The sequence below is a fragment of the Paracoccus homiensis genome, from assembly GCF_900111675.1.
Taxonomy (GTDB): domain Bacteria; phylum Pseudomonadota; class Alphaproteobacteria; order Rhodobacterales; family Rhodobacteraceae; genus Paracoccus; species Paracoccus homiensis.
In genome coordinates, this window is record NZ_FOHO01000001.1 from 361119 (window position 1) to 383240 (window position 22122).

General features: G+C 64.2%; 17 protein-coding genes and 1 riboswitch. Of the genes, 8 read left to right on the forward strand and 9 right to left on the reverse strand.

Going from position 1 to position 22122, the window contains the following annotated elements; genetic code table 11:
* Positions 1-141 precede the first annotated feature (141 nt).
* The 4 genes from petA to BMX67_RS01825 all read left to right on the forward strand — a co-directional run bounded on the left by petA (position 142) and on the right by BMX67_RS01825 (position 4217).
* Positions 142-702: a ubiquinol-cytochrome c reductase iron-sulfur subunit gene (gene petA, locus BMX67_RS01810; RefSeq protein WP_090732028.1), complete on the forward strand. Its 561-nt coding sequence runs from the start codon at positions 142-144 to the stop codon at positions 700-702.
* Positions 703-714: 12 nt separating this feature from the next.
* Positions 715-2037, forward strand: coding sequence for a cytochrome b (gene petB / locus BMX67_RS01815; RefSeq protein WP_090732030.1), 1323 nt, complete (start codon positions 715-717; stop codon positions 2035-2037).
* Positions 2038-2050: 13 nt separating this feature from the next.
* Positions 2051-3229, forward strand: coding sequence for a cytochrome c1 (locus BMX67_RS01820; RefSeq protein WP_090732031.1), 1179 nt, complete (start codon positions 2051-2053; stop codon positions 3227-3229).
* Between the two features lie 109 nt (positions 3230-3338).
* Complete coding sequence (locus tag BMX67_RS01825) at positions 3339-4217, forward strand: ribokinase (RefSeq protein WP_090732033.1); 879 nt, start codon at positions 3339-3341, stop codon at positions 4215-4217.
* On the opposite strand, the gene phoB is transcribed toward BMX67_RS01825, so the two are convergent.
* The 9 genes from phoB to mutS all read right to left on the reverse strand — a co-directional run bounded on the left by phoB (position 4214) and on the right by mutS (position 16023).
* Complete coding sequence (gene phoB / locus BMX67_RS01830) at positions 4214-4906, reverse strand: phosphate regulon transcriptional regulator PhoB (RefSeq protein WP_090732035.1); 693 nt, start codon at positions 4904-4906, stop codon at positions 4214-4216. The two genes, BMX67_RS01825 and phoB, sit on opposite strands and share 4 nt — an antisense overlap.
* A 4-nt stretch (positions 4907-4910) precedes the next feature.
* Positions 4911-5636 (reverse strand): phosphate signaling complex protein PhoU, encoded by a 726-nt coding sequence (gene phoU, locus BMX67_RS01835; protein ID WP_090732211.1) that lies wholly within the window; start codon positions 5634-5636, stop codon positions 4911-4913.
* Between the two features lie 21 nt (positions 5637-5657).
* Positions 5658-6455: a phosphate ABC transporter ATP-binding protein PstB gene (gene pstB / locus BMX67_RS01840; protein ID WP_090732036.1), complete on the reverse strand. Its 798-nt coding sequence runs from the start codon at positions 6453-6455 to the stop codon at positions 5658-5660.
* A gap of 21 nt (positions 6456-6476) precedes the next feature.
* Positions 6477-7835 (reverse strand): phosphate ABC transporter permease PstA, encoded by a 1359-nt coding sequence (gene pstA / locus BMX67_RS01845; RefSeq protein ID WP_090732038.1) that lies wholly within the window; start codon positions 7833-7835, stop codon positions 6477-6479.
* A complete protein-coding gene (pstC, locus tag BMX67_RS01850) occupies positions 7832-9289 on the reverse strand; it encodes a phosphate ABC transporter permease subunit PstC (RefSeq protein WP_090732039.1) in 1458 nt (485 codons plus the stop codon). Before pstC ends, pstA begins: the two co-directional genes overlap by 4 nt.
* Positions 9290-9361: 72 nt before the next feature.
* A complete protein-coding gene (locus BMX67_RS01855; protein WP_090732040.1) occupies positions 9362-10402 on the reverse strand; it encodes a PstS family phosphate ABC transporter substrate-binding protein in 1041 nt (346 codons plus the stop codon).
* Between the two features lie 186 nt (positions 10403-10588).
* A complete protein-coding gene (locus BMX67_RS01860) occupies positions 10589-12178 on the reverse strand; it encodes a BCCT family transporter (protein ID WP_090732042.1) in 1590 nt (529 codons plus the stop codon).
* 117 nt (positions 12179-12295) lie between these two features.
* Positions 12296-13396, reverse strand: a complete 1101-nt coding sequence (gene aroC / locus BMX67_RS01865; protein ID WP_090732044.1) for a chorismate synthase — start codon at positions 13394-13396, stop codon at positions 12296-12298.
* The gene (gene mutS / locus BMX67_RS01870) at positions 13393-16023 is read right to left on the reverse strand and encodes a DNA mismatch repair protein MutS (protein ID WP_090732046.1); all 2631 of its coding nucleotides are present in this window, start codon (positions 16021-16023) and stop codon (positions 13393-13395) included. Before mutS ends, aroC begins: the two co-directional genes overlap by 4 nt.
* 100 nt (positions 16024-16123) lie before the next feature.
* A riboswitch (TPP riboswitch) is annotated at positions 16124-16223 on the forward strand.
* 34 nt (positions 16224-16257) lie between these two features.
* Between mutS and BMX67_RS01875 the strand changes: the two genes are divergently transcribed.
* The 4 genes from BMX67_RS01875 (at position 16258) to BMX67_RS01890 (ending at position 22083) form a co-directional block, all read left to right on the forward strand.
* Positions 16258-17241 (forward strand): thiamine ABC transporter substrate-binding protein, encoded by a 984-nt coding sequence (locus BMX67_RS01875; RefSeq protein WP_090732047.1) that lies wholly within the window; start codon positions 16258-16260, stop codon positions 17239-17241.
* The gene (locus tag BMX67_RS01880) at positions 17217-18761 is read left to right on the forward strand and encodes a thiamine/thiamine pyrophosphate ABC transporter permease ThiP (protein WP_090732049.1); all 1545 of its coding nucleotides are present in this window, start codon (positions 17217-17219) and stop codon (positions 18759-18761) included. Before BMX67_RS01875 ends, BMX67_RS01880 begins: the two co-directional genes overlap by 25 nt.
* Positions 18754-19446: a thiamine ABC transporter ATP-binding protein gene (gene thiQ / locus BMX67_RS01885; protein ID WP_090732050.1), complete on the forward strand. Its 693-nt coding sequence runs from the start codon at positions 18754-18756 to the stop codon at positions 19444-19446. The genes BMX67_RS01880 and thiQ overlap by 8 nt, the downstream gene beginning before the upstream one ends.
* A 297-nt stretch (positions 19447-19743) precedes the next feature.
* Complete coding sequence (locus BMX67_RS01890) at positions 19744-22083, forward strand: calcium-binding protein (protein WP_090732052.1); 2340 nt, start codon at positions 19744-19746, stop codon at positions 22081-22083.
* The last annotated feature ends 39 nt before the right edge of the window (positions 22084-22122 follow it).

Sequence of the window (22122 nt, forward strand, 5' to 3'; positions counted from 1 at the left end):
GCTTCGGGCATGGGTGCGGGTGGCTTACCTTCTGGACTGACAGGGATTTGATCGCTAGAACCGCCGTCGCGAAGGCTGCGATCACACGCGGCCCGGATTGTCGTATCGGCCGGTTCGCCGGCCCGGATTGGAGAATGACCCGTGTCCCACGCAGATGACCACGTAGGCACCCGGAGGGATTTCCTCTACTATGCCACGGCGGGCGCAGGCACGGTGGCCGCCGGTGCCACCGCCTGGACGCTTGTGAACCAGATGAACCCCTCGGCTGACGTCCAGGCGCTGTCCTCGATTCAGGTCGATGTCAGCGGCGTCGATGTCGGCACCCAACTGACCGTCAAATGGCTGGGCAAGCCCGTGTTCATCCGTCGTCGGACCGCAGAAGAGATCGAGGCCGGTCGCGCCGTCGATCTGGGCGATCTGATCGACCAGAACGCCGAAAACCAGAACAAGCCCGGCGAACCCGCCACCGACGAAAACCGCACCCTGGACGAGGCCGGCGAATGGCTGGTCCAGATCGGCGTCTGCACCCATCTGGGCTGCGTGCCGATCGGCGATGGTGCCGGCGATTTCGGCGGCTGGTTCTGCCCCTGCCACGGCTCGCATTACGACACCGCCGGGCGCATCCGCAAAGGGCCTGCTCCGCAGAACCTGCATATTCCGGTCGCTGAATTCGTCAACGACACGACCATCAAGCTGGGCTGAGGAGGGTTTCACATGGCCGGTATTCCCCACGACCATTACGAGCCCAAGACGGGCGCAGAACGCTGGCTTCACCGCCGTTTGCCGGTAGTCAGCATCATCTATGACACCCTGATGATCCCCACGCCCAAGAACCTGAACTGGATGTGGATCTGGGGCATCGTCCTGGCATTCTGCCTTGGGCTGCAGATCATCACCGGCATCGTCCTGGTGATGCACTACACGCCGCATGTCGACCTGGCCTTTGCCAGCGTCGAACACATCATGCGTGACGTGAATGGCGGCTACATGCTGCGCTATCTGCACGCCAACGGCGCTTCGCTATTCTTCCTTGCCGTCTATCTGCACATCTTCCGCGGCCTGTACTATGGCAGCTACAAAGCCCCGCGCGAAGTGACCTGGATTATCGGCATGCTGATCTATCTGTGCATGATGGGCACCGCCTTCATGGGCTATGTGCTGCCCTGGGGTCAGATGTCCTTCTGGGGCGCGACCGTGATCACCGGCCTCTTTGGTGCCATCCCCGGCATCGGGCCCTCGATCCAGACCTGGTTGCTGGGCGGGCCGGCTGTCGACAACGCGACGCTGAACCGCTTCTTCTCGCTGCATTATCTGCTGCCCTTCATCATCGCGGCGCTGGTCGTGGTGCATATCTGGGCCTTCCACACCACCGGCAACAACAACCCCACCGGGGTCGAGGTGCGCCGCACCAGCAAGGAAGAGGCGGAAAAGGATACCCTGCCCTTCTGGCCCTATTTCGTGATCAAGGACCTGTTCGCGCTGGCCGTTGTTCTGGTGATCTTCTTCGCGATCGTCGGCTTCATGCCCAACTATCTGGGCCACCCCGACAACTATATCGAGGCGAATCCGCTGGCGACGCCTGCGCATATCGTTCCCGAATGGTACTTCCTGCCGTTCTACGCGATCCTGCGCGCCTTCACGGCCGATGTCTGGCTGGTGATGTTCGTCAACTGGCTGTCCTTCGGCATCATCGACGCCAAGTTCTTCGGGGTGATCGCGATGTTCGGCGCGATCCTGGTCATGGCACTGGTGCCCTGGCTGGACACCAGCCGCGTGCGCTCGGGCAAGTATCGCCCGCAGTTCAAGTGGTGGTTCTGGCTTCTTGCCGTGGATTTCGTGGTCCTGATGTGGGTGGGCGCCATGCCGGCCGAGGGGATCTATCCCTATATCGCGCTGGCCGGTTCGGCCTATTGGTTCGCCTATTTCCTGGTGATCCTGCCGCTGCTGGGTGTGATCGAAAAGCCCGAGCCGATGCCCGCGACCATCGAAGAGGACTTCAACGATCACTACCGCGCCAAAGCGCACTCGGCCGAGTAAGGAGAGCCATCCAATGACCCTGAGAACCAAGACGCTCACGGCTGTTGCGGCCCTGACCCTGTCTGCGTCGGGCTTTGCCTGGGCGCAGGAGGCCACCAGCCCGGCCCCGACCGAGCAGGCAGCCGAGGCGCAAGCCACGACCGAGGACACGGCCGCCGACGCGACCGAAGCCCCGGCCGAGGACAGCGCAGCCCCCGAAGCGGCAGAGGAATCTGCCGCTGACGAAGCCCCGCAAGCGGACGAGGCCGACGCGGCCCCGGACGCCGAAGCTGAAGCTGAAGAACCAGCCGAAGCGACCGAGGACGCCACCGCAGCCGAAGAAACCCCCGCCGCCGAGGCGGAGGCTGAGGCAGAGGCCCCCGCCGAGGAAGCCGCCGAAGCCCATGCCGACGATCACGGCGATGACGCACATGGCGATGACGCTCACGGCGACGACGCGCATGGCGAAGAGGGCGATCACGGCGGCGGCCATGGCGCCGTGCATATCGAGGACATCGACTTCAGCTTCGAAGGCCCGTTCGGCAAGTTCGACCAGTTCCAGCTGCAGCGCGGCCTTCAGGTCTATACCGAGGTCTGCTCGGCCTGCCACGGCATGAAATTCGTGCCGATCCGCACCCTGCATGACGAAGGCGGCCCCGGCCTGCCCGAGGATCAGGTGCGCGCCTATGCGGCAAGCCTGACCGAAATCACCGATGCGGAAACCGGCGAGGATCGCACCCGTCTGCCGACGGACCATTTCCCGGCCGTGTCGGGCGATGGCATGGGTCCGGACCTGTCGCTGATGGCCAAGGCGCGCGCGGGCTTTCATGGCCCCTATGGCACCGGTCTCAACCAGCTGATCAACGGCATCGGCGGCCCGGAATACATCCACGCCATCCTGACCAGCTATACCGGCGAAGAGATGGAGCAGGCTGGCTCGGTGTTCTATGAAAACACGGCCTTCCCGTCGGGCTATATCGCGATGCCGCCCCCGCTGTCGGATGATCTGGTCACCTATGAGGACGGCACCCCCGCGACCGTCGATCAGATGGCCCGCGACCTGTCGGCCTTCCTGATGTGGACCGCGGAACCGAAGATGATGGATCGCAAGATGGTCGGTCTGGTCTCGGTCCTGTTCCTGATCGTGCTGGGGTCACTGCTGTATCTGACCAACAAGCGGATCTGGGCCCCCCACAAGGGCAAGAAAGCCTGATCCGGGACAAAGACCCAATCCTTGAAACGCGCCCCTCGGGGCGCGTTTTTCGTTGCGGCTGGACAATTGCGCATCGGGGCGTTCACATGCCCGGAAGTAGGAGGCACGAATGGCAATCTGGAATCTGGGCTCGATCAATGCCGATCACGTCTATCGGCTGCAGCATCTTCCGCAGCCCGGCGAAACGCTGGCGGCAGACAGCTATGCCGTCGGATTGGGCGGCAAGGGTGGCAATCAGTCCATCGCGGCGGCGCAGGCGGGGACGACACCCCGCCATCTGGGCGCAGTCGGGTCCGGCGACCGCTGGATCGTCGAGCGGTTGCAGGCCTTGGGGATCGATTGCAGCGCGATCCAGATGCTGCCCGATGAGGCCACGGGCCACGCGCTGATCCTGCTGGATACCGAGGCCGAAAATTCGATCATCATCCATCCCGGCGCAAATCGCGCCATCGGGATTCGGGCGATGCTGTCCGCGCTGTCGACCATCGGGGCAGGCGATACGCTGCTGATCCAGAACGAAACCAATGGTCAGGTCGAGGCGGCCCGTGCCGCCCGTCAGGCCGGGGCGCGGGTGATCTATTCCGCCGCGCCCTTCCAGATCGACGCCGTGCGACAGATCCTGCCGCATGTTTCGGTTCTGGCAATGAACGAGGGCGAGGCGCGCGAGTTGTTCGAAGCCATTCCCGGGGACCTGCCGGTCGAGGGGCTGCTGATCACGCGCGGCGCGGCGGGGGCGGAATATCGCGACCTGATCACGGGACGCAGCCATCACCATCCCGCCTTCAAGGTCCAGCCCGTCGATACGACCGGCGCGGGCGATACCTTTGCAGGCTATTTCGCCGCCTGCACCGATCGCGGCGACGATATCGACACCGCGCTACGGCTTGCCTCGGCGGCCGCTGCGTTGCAGGTCACCCGCCAGGGCGCGGGTGAAGCCATTCCCGGCATGCAGGACACGCTGGCGTTCCTGGATCGGCAACCTGCCTAGCCAAGCGCATATCCGGTGCCGCGCACGGTGCGCACCGGATTGTCGCCGCCATTCGACATCAGCGCCTTGCGCAGACGGCCGACATGCACGTCGATGGTGCGGGTATCGACATAGATGTCGCGGCCCCAGACCCGGTCCAGAAGCTGTTCGCGTGTCCAGACCCGCCCCGGCTTTTCCATCAGCGTCGACAGCAAACGAAATTCGGTCGGGCCAAGATGCAGCGGTTGCCCCGCGCGAAACACGCGATGCTCGGCCGCATCCAGGATGATATCGGCAAAGCTAAGCCGTTCACCCATGGTGGCGGGCCGCGTGCGGCGCAGCTGGGTGCGCAGACGGGCCATCAACTCGACCACGGAATAGGGTTTGACGACGTAATCGTCAGCCCCGGTTTCCAGCCCGCGCACGCGATCGGTTTCCTCGCTGCGCGCCGACAGCATGATGATCGGGATGCCGCGGCTTGAAGGATCGGCCTTGACCTGACGGCAGACCTCGATCCCCGACACCTTGGGCAGCATCCAGTCCAGAACCATCAGGTCGGGTTGTTCTTCCTGAACCAGCAAAAGGGCATCTTCGCCATTGTCGGCCACCACAACCTCGAAGCCCTCGGCTTCAAGGTTGTAGCGCAGAACTTCGCGCTGAGCGCCTTCGTCCTCGACCACCAGAACGCAGGGGGCTTGACGGGTCGCCATGGTCTCAGCCCTCGATCCCGGTCACATCGACATTGCCCGGAACGCTGTTGGCCTTGGGGCGGGTGTCATCGGGCAGATCGCCGGTGACCAGGTAGATCACCTGCTCGGCGATCGAGGTGGCATGATCGCCCATCCGTTCGGTGTTCTTGGCGATGAAATGCAGATGCATGCAGGCGGTGATATTGCGCGGGTCTTCCATCATGTGGGTCAGGAATTCACGGAACAGCGCGTTGTACATCTGATCGACTTCCAGATCGCGCTGACGCACATCCTCGGCCAGTTCGGCGTCGCGGCGGATATAGCTGTCCAGCGCATCCTGCAACATTTTGCTGACCGCCTGGCTCATCCGGCGCAGGGCAAGCCCCGACCCTTCGATGGCCGGCATCTGCACCAAGACGTTCGAGCGTTTGGCCATGTTCTTGGCGAAATCGCCCACACGCTCCAGCGAGGCGGCGATCTTCATCACCGCCAGTACCATCCGCAGATCGGTGGCGGTCGGCGCGCGCAGGGCGATCAGACGCGCGGCATCCTCGTTGATCTGGGCTTCCAGCGCGTCGATCTGCTTGTCGCGGCGGCGCACTTCGTCGGCCAGTTCCTCGTCGCGGTTCTCCAGCGCGTTCGAGGCATCGGCGATGGCCGCCTCGACCATGCCGCCCATCTTGACCAGCTGCGCCTGGATCGTCTCAAGATCGCGGTCAAACGCGGATGAGATATGCTTGTCGCGGTTCATCATGTCGTTCTCCTCCGACGATCAGCCGATACGGCCCGAGATATAGGCCTCGGTCCGGGTGTCCCTGGGCTTGGTGAAGATGTCGTCCGTGTCGCCGTATTCCACCAGATTGCCAAGGTGGAAGAAGGCGGTCTTCTGGCTGACGCGCGCGGCCTGCTGCATCGAGTGCGTGACGATCACGACCGAAAATTCCTGACGCAGCTGGTCGATCAGTTCCTCGACCTGGCCGGTGGCGATGGGGTCCAGCGCACTGCAGGGCTCGTCCATCAGCAGCACCTCGGGCGAGGTGGCGACGGCGCGGGCGATGCACAGGCGCTGTTGCTGGCCGCCCGACAGGCCGGTGCCCGGTTCGTTCAGGCGATCCTTGACCTCGTTCCACAGCGCGGCGCCACGCAGGGACTTCTCGATGATCTCGTCCAGCTCGGCCTTGTTGCGGGCCAGACCGTGGATGCGCGCGCCATAGGCGACGTTGTCATAGATCGATTTCGGGAAGGGGTTCGGCTTCTGGAACACCATGCCCACGCGGGCGCGCAGCTGCACCGGATCCACGCGCTTGTCATAGATATCCTCGCCATCCAGCTTGATCTGCCCTTCGATGCGGGCGATCGGGATGGTGTCGTTCATGCGGTTGATGCACCGCAGGAACGTGGATTTGCCGCATCCCGACGGACCGATGAAGGCGGTGACCGTCTTGTCCAGAATATCGACATCCACATCCTTGATGGCGTGTTTGTCGCCATAATAGACCTGCACCTTGCGTGCCGAAATCTTGATGTCGTCCTGGCCCACGATGCTCTCCACTCGCTTCGTATCGTACATAATGACCTCCTTCGGGCCGCTTTACCAACGCCGCTCGAACTTGCGGCGCAGATAGATCGCCAACAGGTTCATGCACAGCAGGAAGACCAACAGGACGATGATCGCCCCGGAAGCGCGTTCCACAAAGGCGGGATCGCCGCGCGTGGTGAAGTTATAGACCTGCACCGGCAGCGCCGAGGCGGGTTCGAACAGACCGTCGACCGGCCAGCTGGGATAATCGCGCACAAAGGCGACCATGCCGATCAGCAACAGCGGCGCGGTTTCGCCCAGGGCCTGTGCAAGGCCAAGGATGGTGCCCGTCAGAATACCCGGCATGGCCAGCGGCAGCACGTGATGGAACACCGACTGCATCTTCGATGCCCCGACCCCAAGCGCCGCATCGCGGATCGAAGGGGGCACCGCCTTCAGCGCCGCGCGGGTCGAGATGATGATCGTCGGCAGCGTCATCAGCGTCAGCACAAGCCCCCCGACGATGGGCGCCGAGGCGGGCAGCCCCGCATAGTTGATGAACACGGCCAGGCCCAGGATACCAAACACGATCGACGGCACCGCAGCGAGGTTCGAGATATTGACCTCGATCAGATCGGTCAGGCGGTTCTGGGGGGCGAATTCCTCAAGATAGATGCTGGCGGCGACGCCGATGGGCAGCGCCAGGAACAGCACGATCAGCATCATGTAGGCCGAGCCGATGATGGCGACGCCCAGACCGGCGGCCTCGGGGCGCAGTTCCGAGGCATCGGGGAAGGTGATGAAATCCCAGTTGAACCGCTTTTCCAGCAGGTCGGCCTCCATCATGCGGTCGGCCAGTTGCAGCTGTTCGGGGCTGACATTGCCGTCACGCTCGGCCGAGGTCATGGTGACCCGGTCCTTCAGGTAGCCGTCGATACGGCCATTCGCCAGCGCCCAGAAGCTGATCGTTTCGCCCAGCAGATCGGGATTGTTCAGCACCCGGTTGCGCAACTGCGCCGGGGCCTCTTTCGACAGCATGTCGCCGATTTCCTTCTCGGGCACACCCTCGGTCGAGACGCCGGCCGCCTGCAGCGAGGCGGGGAAAGCCTGCTTCATCAGGTTGCCATAGCCGATGGTCGTGATCTTCGACATCTCTGCCGGATCGCGATTGCCCTTGGGGTCCAGAACTTCGGGATCCAGCGTGACCTCGATCTTGGCATAGGTCTGGAAGAAGGACGAGGCGCCATTGCCCAGAACCGATGTCAGCAGCATCACCAGCGCGGCGATGGCCAGACAGATCGCCACCGCGCCATAGGTGCGAAAGCGTTTCTCGGCGGCGTTGCGGCGCTTGGTCCGCGCATCCTGCGTCAACAGCGATTTCGGCCGGGCCGGTGCGGCAGCGGGGGCGTTATGTGCGGTCGCGTCGGTCATTCATACTGCTCCCGGTATTTGCGCACGATATACAGCGCCAGAACATTCAGCCCGAGGGTAAAGACGAACAGCGTCAGACCCAGGGCAAAGGCGACCAGCGTTTCGGGGCTGGCAAATTCGGTATCGCCAGTCAGCTGGCTGACGATCTTCACGGTGACGGTGGTCATCGCCTCGAACGGGTTCATCGACAGCTTGGCGGCGGCCCCTGCCCCCAGCACCACGATCATGGTTTCCCCGATGGCGCGACTGGCGGCCAGCAGGACGGCACCGACGACGCCCGGCAGGGCGGCGGGCAGGATCACCTGCTTGATGCTTTCCGATTTCGTCGCGCCCAGCCCGTAGGAACCGTCGCGCATCGACTGCGGAACCGAGTTGATGATGTCATCCGACAGCGAGCTGACAAAGGGGATCAGCATGATGCCCATGACCAGACCGGCGGTCATCACCGACGAGGACGAATTCCCCAGACCCAGCGGTTGCGCGAAATAGTCGCGCAGCATCGGGCCGACGGTGATCAGCGCGAACAGACCATAGACGATGGTCGGGATGCCGGCCAAAATCTCGATCAGCGGTTTGGCGACGCTGCGCACGCGCTTGGTGGCGTATTCGGCCAGATAGATCGCGGCCAGAAGTCCGATCGGCACCGCGACCAGCAGCGCGATGAACGAGACATACAGCGTCCCCCAGATCAGCGGCCAGACGCCTAGATCGGAACCGCCGCGGAATTGCGGGTTCCAGGTCAGCGACAGGAAGAAATCCTTGGCGGGATACAGCCGGAAAAAATGCATGGTTTCGAAGATCAGCGACAGCACGATCCCGACGGTCGTCAGAATGGCGATCAGCGACGATCCCAGAAGCAGCGCCTTGACCACCGCCTCGCTGACATTGCGGGCGCGGAAATCGGGGCGAATGCGGGTCATCGCATAGGCCAGACCGGCCAGCGCGACCAGCAGGATCAGCACCGTGCGGATCAGGCCGGCGCTGTTGGTCAGGCTGCGCTTATGTTTGGCGGCTTCGAACACGGCGGGTTCGACATCGGCCCCGACCGCAACGCCGACCGCGGCCAATTGGCCGCGCAGGTCGGAATCGCCGGGCGTCAGCGCCGTCAGATCATCCTCGGACATGTCATTGGCGGCCATCAGCGCGCCCAGCCCGTCCGAGATACGTCCGACATCGGCCATTTTCAGGTCGATCTCGGATTGGGATACCCCATCGGTCGTCACGGTGCCCCGGACCTGGCCGTCGATGACGCTTGGCGCGGCCAGCAGCCAGACGATCAGCAGCAGCAGCGCAGGAACGACGGTGAACAGAAAGACCGATTGGCCATACTGGCTGGGCAACGAATGCAGTTTGCGGGGGTCACCCGCAACGCTGGCCAGGGCACGGCGGCGGCCAAGAATATAGCCGATCACACCAAGTCCGACCACGATCAGCAGAAGAAGGCCAATGCTCATGGGATACCTGTCACAAATGGGTACGAGGCGACGGCGTATACAGCCGTCGCCCCAGCTTTCAACCGAAAGAAATTACTCCAGCGGCCCCATCGGGGTGCGGTTGGCAACCATTTCCTGGGTCGCGGCCAGTTCCGGGTCCGACACCAGACCATAGGATGCCAGCGGACCGTTCGGGCCGGCGATGTCATCGGACACGAAGAACTCGATATATTCCTGCAGGCCGGGGATGACGTCCAGATGTGCGTTCTTGACGTAGAAGAACAGCGGACGCGACACGGGATATTCGCCCGACGCGATCGATTCCGTCGAGGGGGTCACACCCGACATGGTCGCCACTTTCAGCTTGTCCATGTTGTTTTCATAGAAGGACAGGCCGAACACGCCGATGGCGTTCTTGTTTGCGTCGATACGGGCCAGCGTTTCGGTGTAGTCGCCGTCGATATCGACCGACACGCCGTCGGTGCGCAGCGCGGTGCACATCTCTTCGGCCTTGTCTTCGTCGCCGCCGTTCTGTTCGGCAAAGACTTCCATGGCACCCGATTCTTCACAGCCGGCAAGGATCACCTTTTCGTCGAACACTTCGCGGGTGCCGTGCTTGGTGCCCGGAACGAAGGCCAGGATTTCCTGCGCGGGCAGGTCGGCATTCACGTCGGCCCAGGTGGCGTTGTCATTGGCTTTGACTTCGCCGTCGACGACGATGTCCTTGGCCAGCGCGTTGAACCAGTCGGCCGGGGTAAAGGCGAAGTCGGCGCCGTCGATGTCGCTGGCAAAGACGATGCCGTCATAGCCGATGCGCACTTCCATGATCTCGGTCACGCCGTTTTCGGCGCACAGGTCGATATCCGACTGCTTGATGCGGCTGGACGAATTCGCGATGTCGATGGTGTTTTCGCCAACGCCTTCGCACAGCTTCTTGCGGCCCGCGCCCGAACCACCCGATTCGACGACCGGGGTGGGGAAGTCGAAGTTTTCACCGAAGGCTTCGGCGACGATGGTGGCATAAGGCAGCACGGTCGAGGAACCGGCGGTCTGGACGTTGTCACGTGCGGCGGCGGCGGTGGCCGAGGCCGCGATGATGGCAATCGCCGAGACGGTGAATTTCGCGGTGTTCATGGATCACTCCTGAGTCGGTTTCCCCGTGATGGGGCTGCCTTGTGACCTAGGCCGCCTTCGTGACAGCCGTGCAACACAAATATGACGATTTTATGACAAGGCGAAATCTGACGCGAAGGCAACAATTGCTGGGGCGCCACGCAGTTGCGCGGCGCCCCAGATGGTTCAACCTGCGATGTTATGTGACTATTTGTGACGCTCGGATCGCAGGGCCAGATACAGGCACCACGCCATTGCCAGAACGACCAGCGTGAAGGGAATGCCCATCGACACCGCCGCCCCCTGCAGCGCATTCAGGCCGCCGCCCAACAGCAGCGCGATCGCCACCAATCCCTCGAACGTGGCCCAGAAGACGCGCTGCGCGACCGGCGCATCCATCTTGCCGCCCGCCGTGATCGTGTCGATCACCAGCGACCCCGAATCGGACGAGGTGACGAAGAACACCACGATCAGGATCAGCGATACCGGCGCGGTGATGCTGTAAAGCGGCAGCTGATCCAGCATCCGGAACAGCGCCAGTTCGGGCCGGTATTCCGACACCGCCTGCGCCACGCCGTCATAACCTGCCGCCATCTGTTCCAGCGCCAACCCACCGAACACGCTCATCCACAGGGCGCAGACCAGCGAGGGCGCGACCAGCACGCACAGCACGAATTCCCGCACCGTCCGCCCGCGCGAGATGCGGGCAATGAACATGCCGACAAAAGGCGACCATGCGATCCACCATGCCCAGTAGAAGGTCGTCCAGCCGTGCATATAGCCCGTATCCTCGCGCCCGAAGGGGTTGGACAGCGGCACGATCTGGACCGCGTAATCGCGCAGCACCGCGCCGAAATTGCCCAGCAGGGACAGCGTCGGCCCGACCAGCAGCACAAAGACGAACAGGATCACCGCCAACACCATGTTGATTTCGGACAGCCGCTTGACCCCGGCATCCATGCCCAGCACCACGGACACCAACGCCACCGCCGTGATGGCAACGATCAGCCCCACGATCAGCGTGTCCGAGATCGGGATGCCGAAAACATCGTTCAGCCCCGCCGCGACCTGCTGCGCCCCCAGACCCAGCGTCGTCGTCAGCCCGAACAGCGTGGCAAAGACCGCCAGCGTGTCGATCAGATGGCCCGGCCAGCCCCAGACCCGTTCCCCCAGCAGCGGGTAAAAGGCCGAGCGCAGCGTCAACGGCAGTTCCAGATTGAAATGAAAGATCGCCAGAACCAGCCCGACGACGACATAGACCGCCCAGCCGCTAAGCCCCCAGTGGAACACCGTGCCGACGATGCCCATCGTCTCGTTTCCGGGCACCGACGGATCGCGCCCCAACGGCCAGGCGTCAAGATCGGGCAGCGTGTAATACATCGGCTCCAACACGCTGAAGAACAGCAACCCGATCCCCATGCCCGCCGAAAACAGCATCGCGATCCAGCCGGGATAGCTGTAGTCGGGCGTCGCATCGCGCCCGCCGATCCGCACCTTGCCAAGCGGCGAGATCGCCAGAAACAGGCAGAACAGCACCAGGATGTTGACCGCGATCATCAGATACCAGTCGAAGGTGCTGGTCAGGAACGGGCGCAGCCAGCCAAAGAACTGGGCCGCGGCCTCCTGGTTGGTCAGCGCAACCGCGACGAACAGGATGATCAGGCTTGCCGAGATGACAAAGACCGGATTGTGGATATCCAGCCCCATCGGACGGATATTGTCCTGACCCAGTTCGTAATCGGTATCGAAATCCAGAACCCGTGGGTCTGCGTCGCCGTCTTGATCCGTATCTGCCATGTCGTCCCCTGCCGGTTGTGGGTCCGCGCGACGCCCTGCCGTCGCGGCGGGTAGCTTCCGTCAGGACAGCATGTTTCGCACGACCTCACAACCCTGTGGGGTAAACCGCTCGCGGTTTCAGCCGATCTGGCCGCGGGTTCCGCCGGTCTGGGCGCGGTCCATCAGCAGATGGTCAAGGATGACGCAGGCGGCCATCGCCTCGGCCACGGGGACGGCGCGAATGCCCACGCAGGGATCGTGGCGGCCCTTGGTGATCAGGTCCAGTTCCTCGCCCATCTGGTTGATCGTCTGGCGCGGCGTGGTGATCGAACTGGTCGGCTTGACCGAAAAGCGCACCGCGATGTCCTGCCCGGTACTGATCCCGCCCAGAATGCCGCCCGCATGGTTCGACATGAAGCGCGGGCCGTCATTGCCCATGCGGATTTCATCGGCATTGGCGGTGCCGGTCAGGGCGGCGGCGGCCATGCCCTCGCCGATCTCGACACCCTTGACGGCGTTGATCGACATCATCGCCGCGGCCAGATCGGTGTCCAGCTTGGCATAGACCGGCGCGCCAAGGCCGGGCGGACAGCCCTGCACCAGAACCTCGATCGCGGCGCCGACGCTGTTCTGATCCTTGCGGATGCCGTCCAGATAATCGGACCATGCCTCGACCGCCGTGGCATCGGGCAGGAAGAACGGATTGCCGGGCACCGCCGACAGATCGAATTTCGCGCGATCCAGATGCATCGCGCCCATCTGCACCATATAGCCGGTGATCCGCAGATCGGGCAGCAGCGCACGCAGCACGGCCTGTGCAACCCCGCCCGCCGCGACCCGCGCCGCCGTTTCCCGCGCGCTGGACCGACCGCCGCCGCGATAGTCGCGCAGCCCGTATTTCAGATGATAGGTGATATCGGCATGGCCGGGGCGAAAGCTGGTCGCGATCTCGCCGTAATCCTTGCTGCGCTGATCGGTGTTCTCGATCATCAGCTGGATCGGCGTGCCGGTGCTGCGCCCTTCGAACACGCCCGACAGGATACGGACCTGATCGGCCTCGCGGCGCTGGGTGGTGTGCTTGCTGGTGCCCGGACGGCGACGGTCCAGGAATTGCTGGATGAATTCCTCGGTCAGTTCGACGCCGGGCGGCACGCCATCGACGGTCGCGCCAAGCGCGGGGCCGTGGCTTTCGCCCCAGGTGGTGAACCGGAATTCGCGGCCAAAGGTGTTAAAGCTCATGCGGTTTCTCCGGTCAGGGATTTCAGGTCATAGATCAGGTCCAGCGCCTCGCGCGGGGACAGGCTGTCGGGATGGATGTCGCGCAACCGCGCGTCAAGCGGGCTTTCCTTGGCCACCGGCGCGGCGGGCGCGGGCGGCACGGCGCGGAACAGCGGCAGATCGTCGATCAGCGCGGCAGGACGGGCCGCGCCCTCGCGTTCACCCGATTCCAGCGCATCCAGAACCTCGCGCGCGCGATCGACGACCGAGGCGGGCAACCCGGCCAGACGCGCAACCTGCACGCCATAGGACCGGTCGGCAGCCCCTTTGCGGACCTCGTGCAGGAAGATCACCTCGCCTTCCCATTCGCGCACGGCGACGGTCGCGTTCTCGACCCCGTCCAGCTTGGCGGTCAGCGCGGTCATTTCGTGGTAATGCGTGGCAAACAGCGCCCGGCACCGGTTGACGGCGTGCAGATGCTCCATCACCGCCCAGGCGATGGACAGCCCGTCCCATGTCGCCGTGCCGCGCCCGATCTCGTCAAGGATGACCAGGGCACGATCGTCGGCCTGATTGAGGATCGCGGCGGTCTCGACCATTTCCACCATGAAGGTCGAACGTCCGCGCGCCAGATCATCGGCGGCCCCCACGCGGCTGAACAACTGGCTGACCATGCCGATATGGGCGTGCCGCGCCGGCACGAATCCCCCGGCCTGCGCCAGCACCGCGATCAGCGCGTTCTGGCGCAGGAAGGTCGATTTACCGGCCATGTTGGGGCCGGTCAGAAGCCAGATCGCGGGGGTCTGCCCGGCGGTCAGATCGCAGTCATTGGCGACAAAGCTTTCGGATTTGCGTTTCAGCGCCCGTTCCACGACCGGATGCCGGCCACCCTGAACGTCAAAGGCGCGGCTGTCATCGACGCGCGGCCGGGTCCAGCCTTCGCCGGTGGCGATATCGGCAAAACCGGCGGCCAGATCGATTTCCGCCAGCGCCCGCGCCGCCTGACCGATGGCGGCGGCCTGATCCAGCACGGCGGCACGCAGGCGGGCGAACACCACGCGCTCGATGTCCAGGGCGCGGTCGCGGGCATTCAGGATACGGGTTTCAAGTTCCGACAATTCGACGGTGGTGAACCGGATCTGGTTCGCGGTCGTCTGGCGGTGGATGAACACATCCGACATCGCCAGCATCCGTTCGGCATGGGTCGAGGTCGTTTCGATGAAATAGCCCAGCACGTTGTTATGCTTGATCTTCAGGCTGGTGACCCCGGCCCGCGCGGCATAATCGGCCTGCATCCCGGCGATCACGCCCCGCCCCTCGTCGCGCAGGGTGCGGGTCTGGTCCAGATCCTCGTCATAGCCGGTGGCGACAAAGCCGCCATCGCGCGCAAGCAAGGGCGGCTCGGCCACCAGCGCCTCATCCAGCAGGTCGATCAATGCGTCATGTCCGGTCAGATCGCCCGCCGCCTGCGCCAGAACCTGCGCCGAACCTTCGGGCAGACGGTCCGCAATCGCCGCCCCTTGCGTCAGCCCGGCGCGAATCGCGGCCAGATCGCGCGGCCCGCCACGGTCCAGCGCCAGCCGTGACAAGGCGCGGTCCATATCGGGCACCCGGCCAAGCGCCTCGCGCAGATCGGCGGTCAGACGGGGATCCTCGACCAATTGTGCGACCGCATCATGGCGGGCGTGGATCAGGGGCAGGTCACGGCTGGGCGCACTGATCCGCCGTTCCAGAAGCCGCGCACCGGGGGCCGTGACCGTGCGGTCGATGGCCGATAAAAGGCTGCCCTCGCGCCCGCCCGACAGCGATTGCGTCAGTTCCAGATTGCGGCGGGTCGAGGCGTCGATCTGCACCGCGCCGCCCGCCCGTTCACGCATCGGCGGACGCAGCAGCGGCAGTTTGCCCTTCTGCGTCATGTCCAGATAATCGACGATGGCGCCCATCGCCGCCAGCTCGGCCCGGCTGAAATTGCCAAACCCGTCCAGCGTCTCCACGGCATACAGCGCACATAGCCGCCGCGCGCCGCCCGCGCTGTCAAAGGCACCCGCCGGCAGATCGGTCAGCGCCGCCCCCGCATCATCCGCCAGCTCATCCAGACCGGCCCCTTCCGCCGCCAGCAGTTCACGCGGGGCCAAACGCGCAAGTTCCGGCGCAAGACGCGGCAGCGGGCATTCCATCACCTGAAATGCCCCGGTCGAGATATCGACCCAGGCCAGCGCCGTTTCGTCGCGCACCTGCGCGAAGGCCGCCAGGAAATTGTGGCGCCGCGCCTCAAGCAGCGATTCCTCGGTCAGGGTGCCGGGCGTGACCAGCCGCACCACATCGCGGGCCACCACGGATTTGCTGCCCCGCTTCTTGGCCTCGGCGGGATCTTCCATCTGCTCGGCGATGGCGACGCGAAACCCCTTGCGGATCAGGGTCAGAAGATAGCTTTCGGCGGCATGGACCGGAACGCCGCACATCGGGATCGGTTCGCCCTGATGGGTGCCGCGTTTCGTCAGCGCGATGTCCAGCGCCGCGGCCGCCGCCACCGCGTCATCAAAGAACATCTCGTAGAAATCGCCCATGCGATAGAACAGCAGCGCGCCGGGATTTGCATCACGGATCGCCAGATATTGCGCCATCATCGGGGTGGGCTGGTCGCTCATGCCTGTCCTTCGCCTGTCATTGCAGGGCGTTTTAACTGTCTGCGCGATGCTTGGAAACCGCGCTTTCATCTTGCGAAGCGCGGCGGGGGCATTATGTTCGGTGAATGCCTCGGGGGGCCAATTCCGGCTGAGACGCACGACGCGGACCCGTAGAACCTGATCCGGCTCACCCCGGCGGAGGGAAGGTGACGCTGTCCTTTCTTTCGATACCTGACCACATCGGAGGAGACAGCGATGAAAACCCGCCTGACCGCCCTGGCCCTGTTGGCCGCGACGCCCGCGCTGGCGCAGGAAAAGCCCGTGCTGACCGTCTATGCCGGCGATTACATCGCCAGCGAATGGGGCCCCGGCCCGAAGATCGAACAGGGGTTCGAGGCGTTCTGCAACTGCGATCTGACCTTCGTGACCGGCGACATCCTGCCCCGCATCCTGATGGAGGGCGAAGGCACCGAGGCCGATATCGTCTTTGGCCTGAACACCGATGTGACCGCGCGCGCCCGCGCATCGGGCCTGTTCGCACCGCATGGTCAGGATATCAGTGACCTGTCGTTGCCGGTCGCATGGTCGGACGACGTGTTCCTGCCCTATAACTGGGGCGAGACCGCCTTTATCTATGACGAAACCCGGCTGGAAAACCCGCCCGCCAGCTTTCAGGACCTGCTGGACGCGCCCGACGATCTGAAGATCGTGATTCAGGACCCGCGATCCTCGATTTCGGGGCTGGCGCTGCTGTTGTGGGTGAAATCGGTCTATGGCGAGGATGCGCAGGCGGCGTGGGAAAAGCTGGCACCCAAGGTTCTGACCGTCACCAAGGGCTGGTCGGAATCCTATGGCATGTTCACCGATGGCGAAGCGGATATGGTGCTGTCCTACACCACCTCGCCCGCCTATCACATCGCCGCCGAAGAAGACCTGACCAAAAAGGCCGCGATCTTCCCCGAGGGTCATTACTTCATGGCCGAACTGGCCGCGCAGGTGAAATCCAGCGATCAGCCGGAATTGGCACAGCAGTTCATGGACTGGATCCTGACCGAGGATTTCCAGCAGACGATCCCGCTGGCGAACTGGTCGCTGCCCTCGAAACTGCCGCAGGACCAGTGGCCGCAGGTGATGCGCGATCTGCCGCGCCCCGACAAGACGCTGTTCTATTCCGAAGAACAGGCCGAAGAGCTGCGTGAACCGGCGCTGAATGAATGGCTGCAGGCGTTTTCGGGCTAAGGGACCGCGCGGCAGGGGCGGCACTGGCGGCGGGGCTGGCCACGCTGATCCTGGGGACGCTGATCGCGGTCGCGCTGCAGGCCAGGGGTCTGTCGGGTCTGGGACCGTGGGACTGGCGCGCGGTCTGGTTCACGCTGTGGCAGGCGGCGCTGTCGGCGGCCTTGTCCGCGCTGCTGGCGGTGCCGGTTGCGCGGGCGCTGGCGCGGCGGCGCTTTCCGGGCCGCGCGGCGCTGGTCACGCTGCTGGGTGCGCCATTCATTCTGCCAGTGATCGTCGCGATCATGGGGCTGATCGCGGTCTTTGGCCGCAACGGCGCCCTGAATGACGGGCTGCGCCTGATCGGCCTGCCCGAATTCAGCGTCTATGGCTGGCAGGGGGTGATCCTTGCCCATGTCTTCTTCAACCTGCCGCTGTCGGTGCGGCTGATCCTGCAGGGCTGGCAGGCGATCCCGGCCGAGCGGTTCCGCCTGGCCGAAAGCCTTGGCTTTGGCCCCGCCGACATTGCCCGCCATCTGGAACGCCCCATGCTGCGCGCGGTGCTGCCGGGTGTTTGGCTGGCGGTGTTTCTGGTCTGCCTGACCTCGTTCACCGTGGCGCTGGCACTTGGGGGTGGCCCGTCGGCCACCACGGTCGAATTGGCAATCTATCAGGCCTTCCGCTTCGATTTCGATCTGGGCCGCGCAGCAACGCTGGGTCTGGTGCAGATCGGGCTGTGCGTCGCGGCAATGGGGCTGGCCCGCTGGATCGCGGTGCCTGCCGCCTTCGGTGCCGGCATCGCCAGCCAGCAGGGGCCGCGCGGTCCCAGGGGCTGGCGCGTCGGGGCGGATATCGCCGCGATCCTGCTGGCCGCCGGGTTCCTGCTGTGGCCCATCCTTGCCGTCACGATTCAGGGTCTGCCCCGCATCCCCTTGCTGCCGCCCGAGGTCTGGCAGGCCACGTTGCGATCGGTCGTCATGGCGCTGGTTTCGGCGGTGCTGTCCATTTCGCTTGGGCTGGTTCTGGCCCTGTCCATCGCCCGTGGTCGCGCCGCCTGGATCGAGCTTGCGGGGATGCTGCCGCTGGTCGCCTCGCCGCTGGTTCTGGGAACGGGGCTGTTCATCCTGCTGCGTGGCTGGCTGTCGCCCGATGACATGGCGCTGCCCGTGACGGTCGCGATCAATGCGATCATGGCGCTGCCTTTCGGGCTGCGATCGCTGATCCCGGCGGCGCGGGACCTGCGGGCGGATTATGGACGGCTGGCCGAATCGCTGAACCTGCACGGGATGGCGCGACTGCGTTACCTGACGCTGCCGCGACTTGCGCGGCCGCTTGGCTTTGCGGGTGGGCTGGCGGCGGCGCTGGCGATGGGCGATCTGGGCGTGATCACCCTGTTCGCGACCAATGATCCCACGCTGCCCCTGAAACTTTACCAGCTGATGAATTCCTACCGGATGCAGGATGCCGCCGCCTGCGCAGTGCTGCTGATGGCGATTTCCTTCCTGTTGTTCTGGCTGTTCGATCGCGGAGGCCGCCTTGCTTGAGCTATCTGACATCCATGTCGCGCGCGGGGATTTCGCGCTTGCCGCCGATCTGCGGATCGCACCGGGCGCACGGGTCGCGATCATCGGCCCCTCGGGGTCGGGAAAGTCCACGCTGCTGTCGCTGATCGGAGGGTTCCTGACGCCGCAGCGGGGTCAGGTCAGCTGGCAGGGCACCGATCTTCTGCCACTGTCGCCCGGCCAGCGGCCCGTTTCATTCCTGTTTCAGGACCAGAACCTGTTTCCGCATCTGAGCGTGGCCCAGAATGTAGGGCTGGGCCTGCGCCCCGACCTGCGGCTGGGACCGGATCAACAGGCGCAGGTGCAGGATGCCCTGACGCAGGTGGGCCTGCGCGACATGGGCCCGCGCAAGCCCGAGAACCTGTCAGGAGGCCAGCAAAGCCGCGTCGCCCTTGCCCGCGTCCTGCTGCGCGCAAGGCCGATCCTGCTGCTGGATGAGCCCTTTTCGGCGCTTGGCCCCGCGCTGAAATCCGAAATGCTGGCCCTGTTGGGGCGGATCGCGGACAGGACACGGGCCACGGTGCTGATGGTGACGCATGATCCGGGCGATGCCCGCGCTTTTGCGGACCAGACCATCGTCGTCGATCAGGGGCGCGCCGAGGCCCCGCAACCCACACAGGCATTGCTGGACAACCCGCCGGCGGCGCTGCGCGCCTATCTGGGGTGATTCCGGCGGCCGGATCGGTCAGATCGCGCGACGCCAAATCGCATTCAAGTTCATGAATTCACGCCCTTTCTTCACCATCTGCATCCTAAAATTCGCCTGCTTTCCGAACGCCGGATCAGACAGTTAAGGAAATCATGCCGCCGGATCGCGGGGCTGCCTTCCCTTGCGGGAGCCGCTGATGCCGGAAGGCCGCCAAAAGTCCGATCACAGGGGCATCACGACCCTCACGCTATCCCCGCCTTGGGACCGCCGATCGGTTCGGCATCCCGCAGGGAGCAAACGTGAAGGAGATCTACGATGGCAACGCTATTTGGCAACAGCGGCAACAACACTATCCCCGGCACCTCGGGCGCGGACCTGATCTATGGGTTCGGCGGCAATGACAGTCTGGGCGGCAATGGCGGTCGCGACACCATCTGGGGCGGTTCGGGCAATGACACGATCCGGTCCAGCGGCGCAGGGGTCTATGACGGCGGTACGGGCAACGACTATGTCTATGCCGGGCTCGGGACACAGGAAACGCTGCGCGGCGGGGCTGGCACGGACTGGCTGAACACCACCCACTGGAACGGCAACTACACGATCTACATGACGACCGGTGCCACCAACCATACCGGCGAAAGCTTTACCCAGTTCGAAAACCTCGTGACCGGGAATGGCAACGACAACATCACCGGCACATCGGGCGCCAACCGGATCTATACCTATGGCGGCAATGACAGGGTGAACGCGGGCGCGGGCAATGACTATGTCTGGACCGGCGACGGCAATGATAGCATCGACGCGGGCAGCGGACGCGACACCGTCTATGGCGGCAACGGCAATGACACGATCCGGTCCAGCGGCAGCGGCATCTTTGACGGCCAGGGCGGCAACGACTATATCTATGCTGGGCTCGGAACACAGGAAACGCTGCGCGGCGGGGCTGGCACGGACTGGCTGAACACCACCCACTGGAACAGTGACTACACCATCAACATGGTGACCGGCGCGACCAACTATACCGGCGAAAGCTTTACCCAGTTCGAAAATCTCGTGACCGGGAACGGCGATGACAACATCATCGGCACGGCGGATGGCAATCGCATCTATACCAATGGCGGCAATGACAAGGTCGATGCGGGCGCGGGCAACGACTATGTCTGGACCGCCAACGGCAATGACAGCATCGACGCGGGCAGCGGACGCGACACCGTTTATGGCGGCAACGGCAATGACACGATCCGGTCCAGCGGCAGCGGCATCTTCGACGGCCAGGGCGACAACGACTATGTCTATGCCGGGCTCGGAGCACAGGAGACGCTGCGTGGCGGGGCTGGCACGGACTGGCTGAACACCACCCACTGGAACGGCAACTACACGATCAACATGACGACCGGTGCCACCAACTATACCGGCGAAAGCTTTACCCAGTTCGAAAACCTGGTGACCGGGAACGGAAACGACAACATCACCGGCACATCGGGCGCCAACCGCATCTATACCAGAGGCGGCAACGACACGGTCGCTGCGGGGGCCGGCAATGACTATGTCTCGGGCGGCGCCGGCAATGACAGCCTGGACGGCGGCAGCGGCACCAATACCGTCTATGGCGGCAGCGGTGACGATGTCATCCGGTCCAGCGGGCGCGGCGTCTATGACGGGCAGGACGGCAACGACCTGATCTATGCCGGTAATGGCACGCCCGAGACGCTGCGCGGCGGCAGTGGCATCGACACGCTGAACACCACCAGCTTTGGTGGTGACTACAATATCGACATGGCGACCGGCACGACCAATTTCAGCGGCGAAAGCTTTACCCAGTTCGAGCATCTGATCGCTGGGGCGGGCGATGACACGCTGGCGGGCAATTCGGCCTCGAACCGCATCAGTGGCGGGGACGGCAATGACCGGATCACCGGGCTGGACGGCAATGACACGCTGTATGGCGACAACGGCAACGACTACCTGTCGGGCGGCAATGGCAACGACCTGCTGTTCGGCGGCAACGGCAATGACACCATGCTGGGCGGGTCGGGCAACGACCGGATGTATGGCAACAACGGTGTCGACCGCATGTTTGGCGGCAGTGGCAACGACTATATGCGCGGCGGCAACGACAATGACCGCCTGTATGGTCAGAACGGCCGCGACAACATGTATGGCGATGCGGGCAATGACACCATGTATGGTGGCAATCAGAACGACCGCATGGATGGCGGGTCGGGCAACGACACCATGTTCGGCCAAAGCGGAGACGACCGGATCAGCGGCCGCCTGGGCGCCGATGTCATGTCCGGTGGCGGTGGCGAAGACACCTTCGTCTTCTACAGCACGGCGGATTCGCCCTTTGGCAACAGCGCCAATTACGATCGGATCACAGATTTCCAAGGGGCCGGGATCAATCTGCTGTCCACGATCGAGGACAAGATCGACCTGTCGGCCATCGATGCGAATACCGGTATCGCGGGCAATCAGGCCTTCACCTTCAGCGGCACCTCGAACGGGGGCGCGGGCAGCATCTGGATGCAGAATGTGGGCAGCGAAACCTGGCTGCGCGTGAACACCGACGCCGATTCCACGCCGGAAATGACCATTCGGATCAGTGACGGGGCCGACGACGCCAATGATTACTGGGCCGGCGATTTCATCCTGTAAGAGATTGCGGGCAAAAAAAGCGAGGGCGCGGCTGGTGAC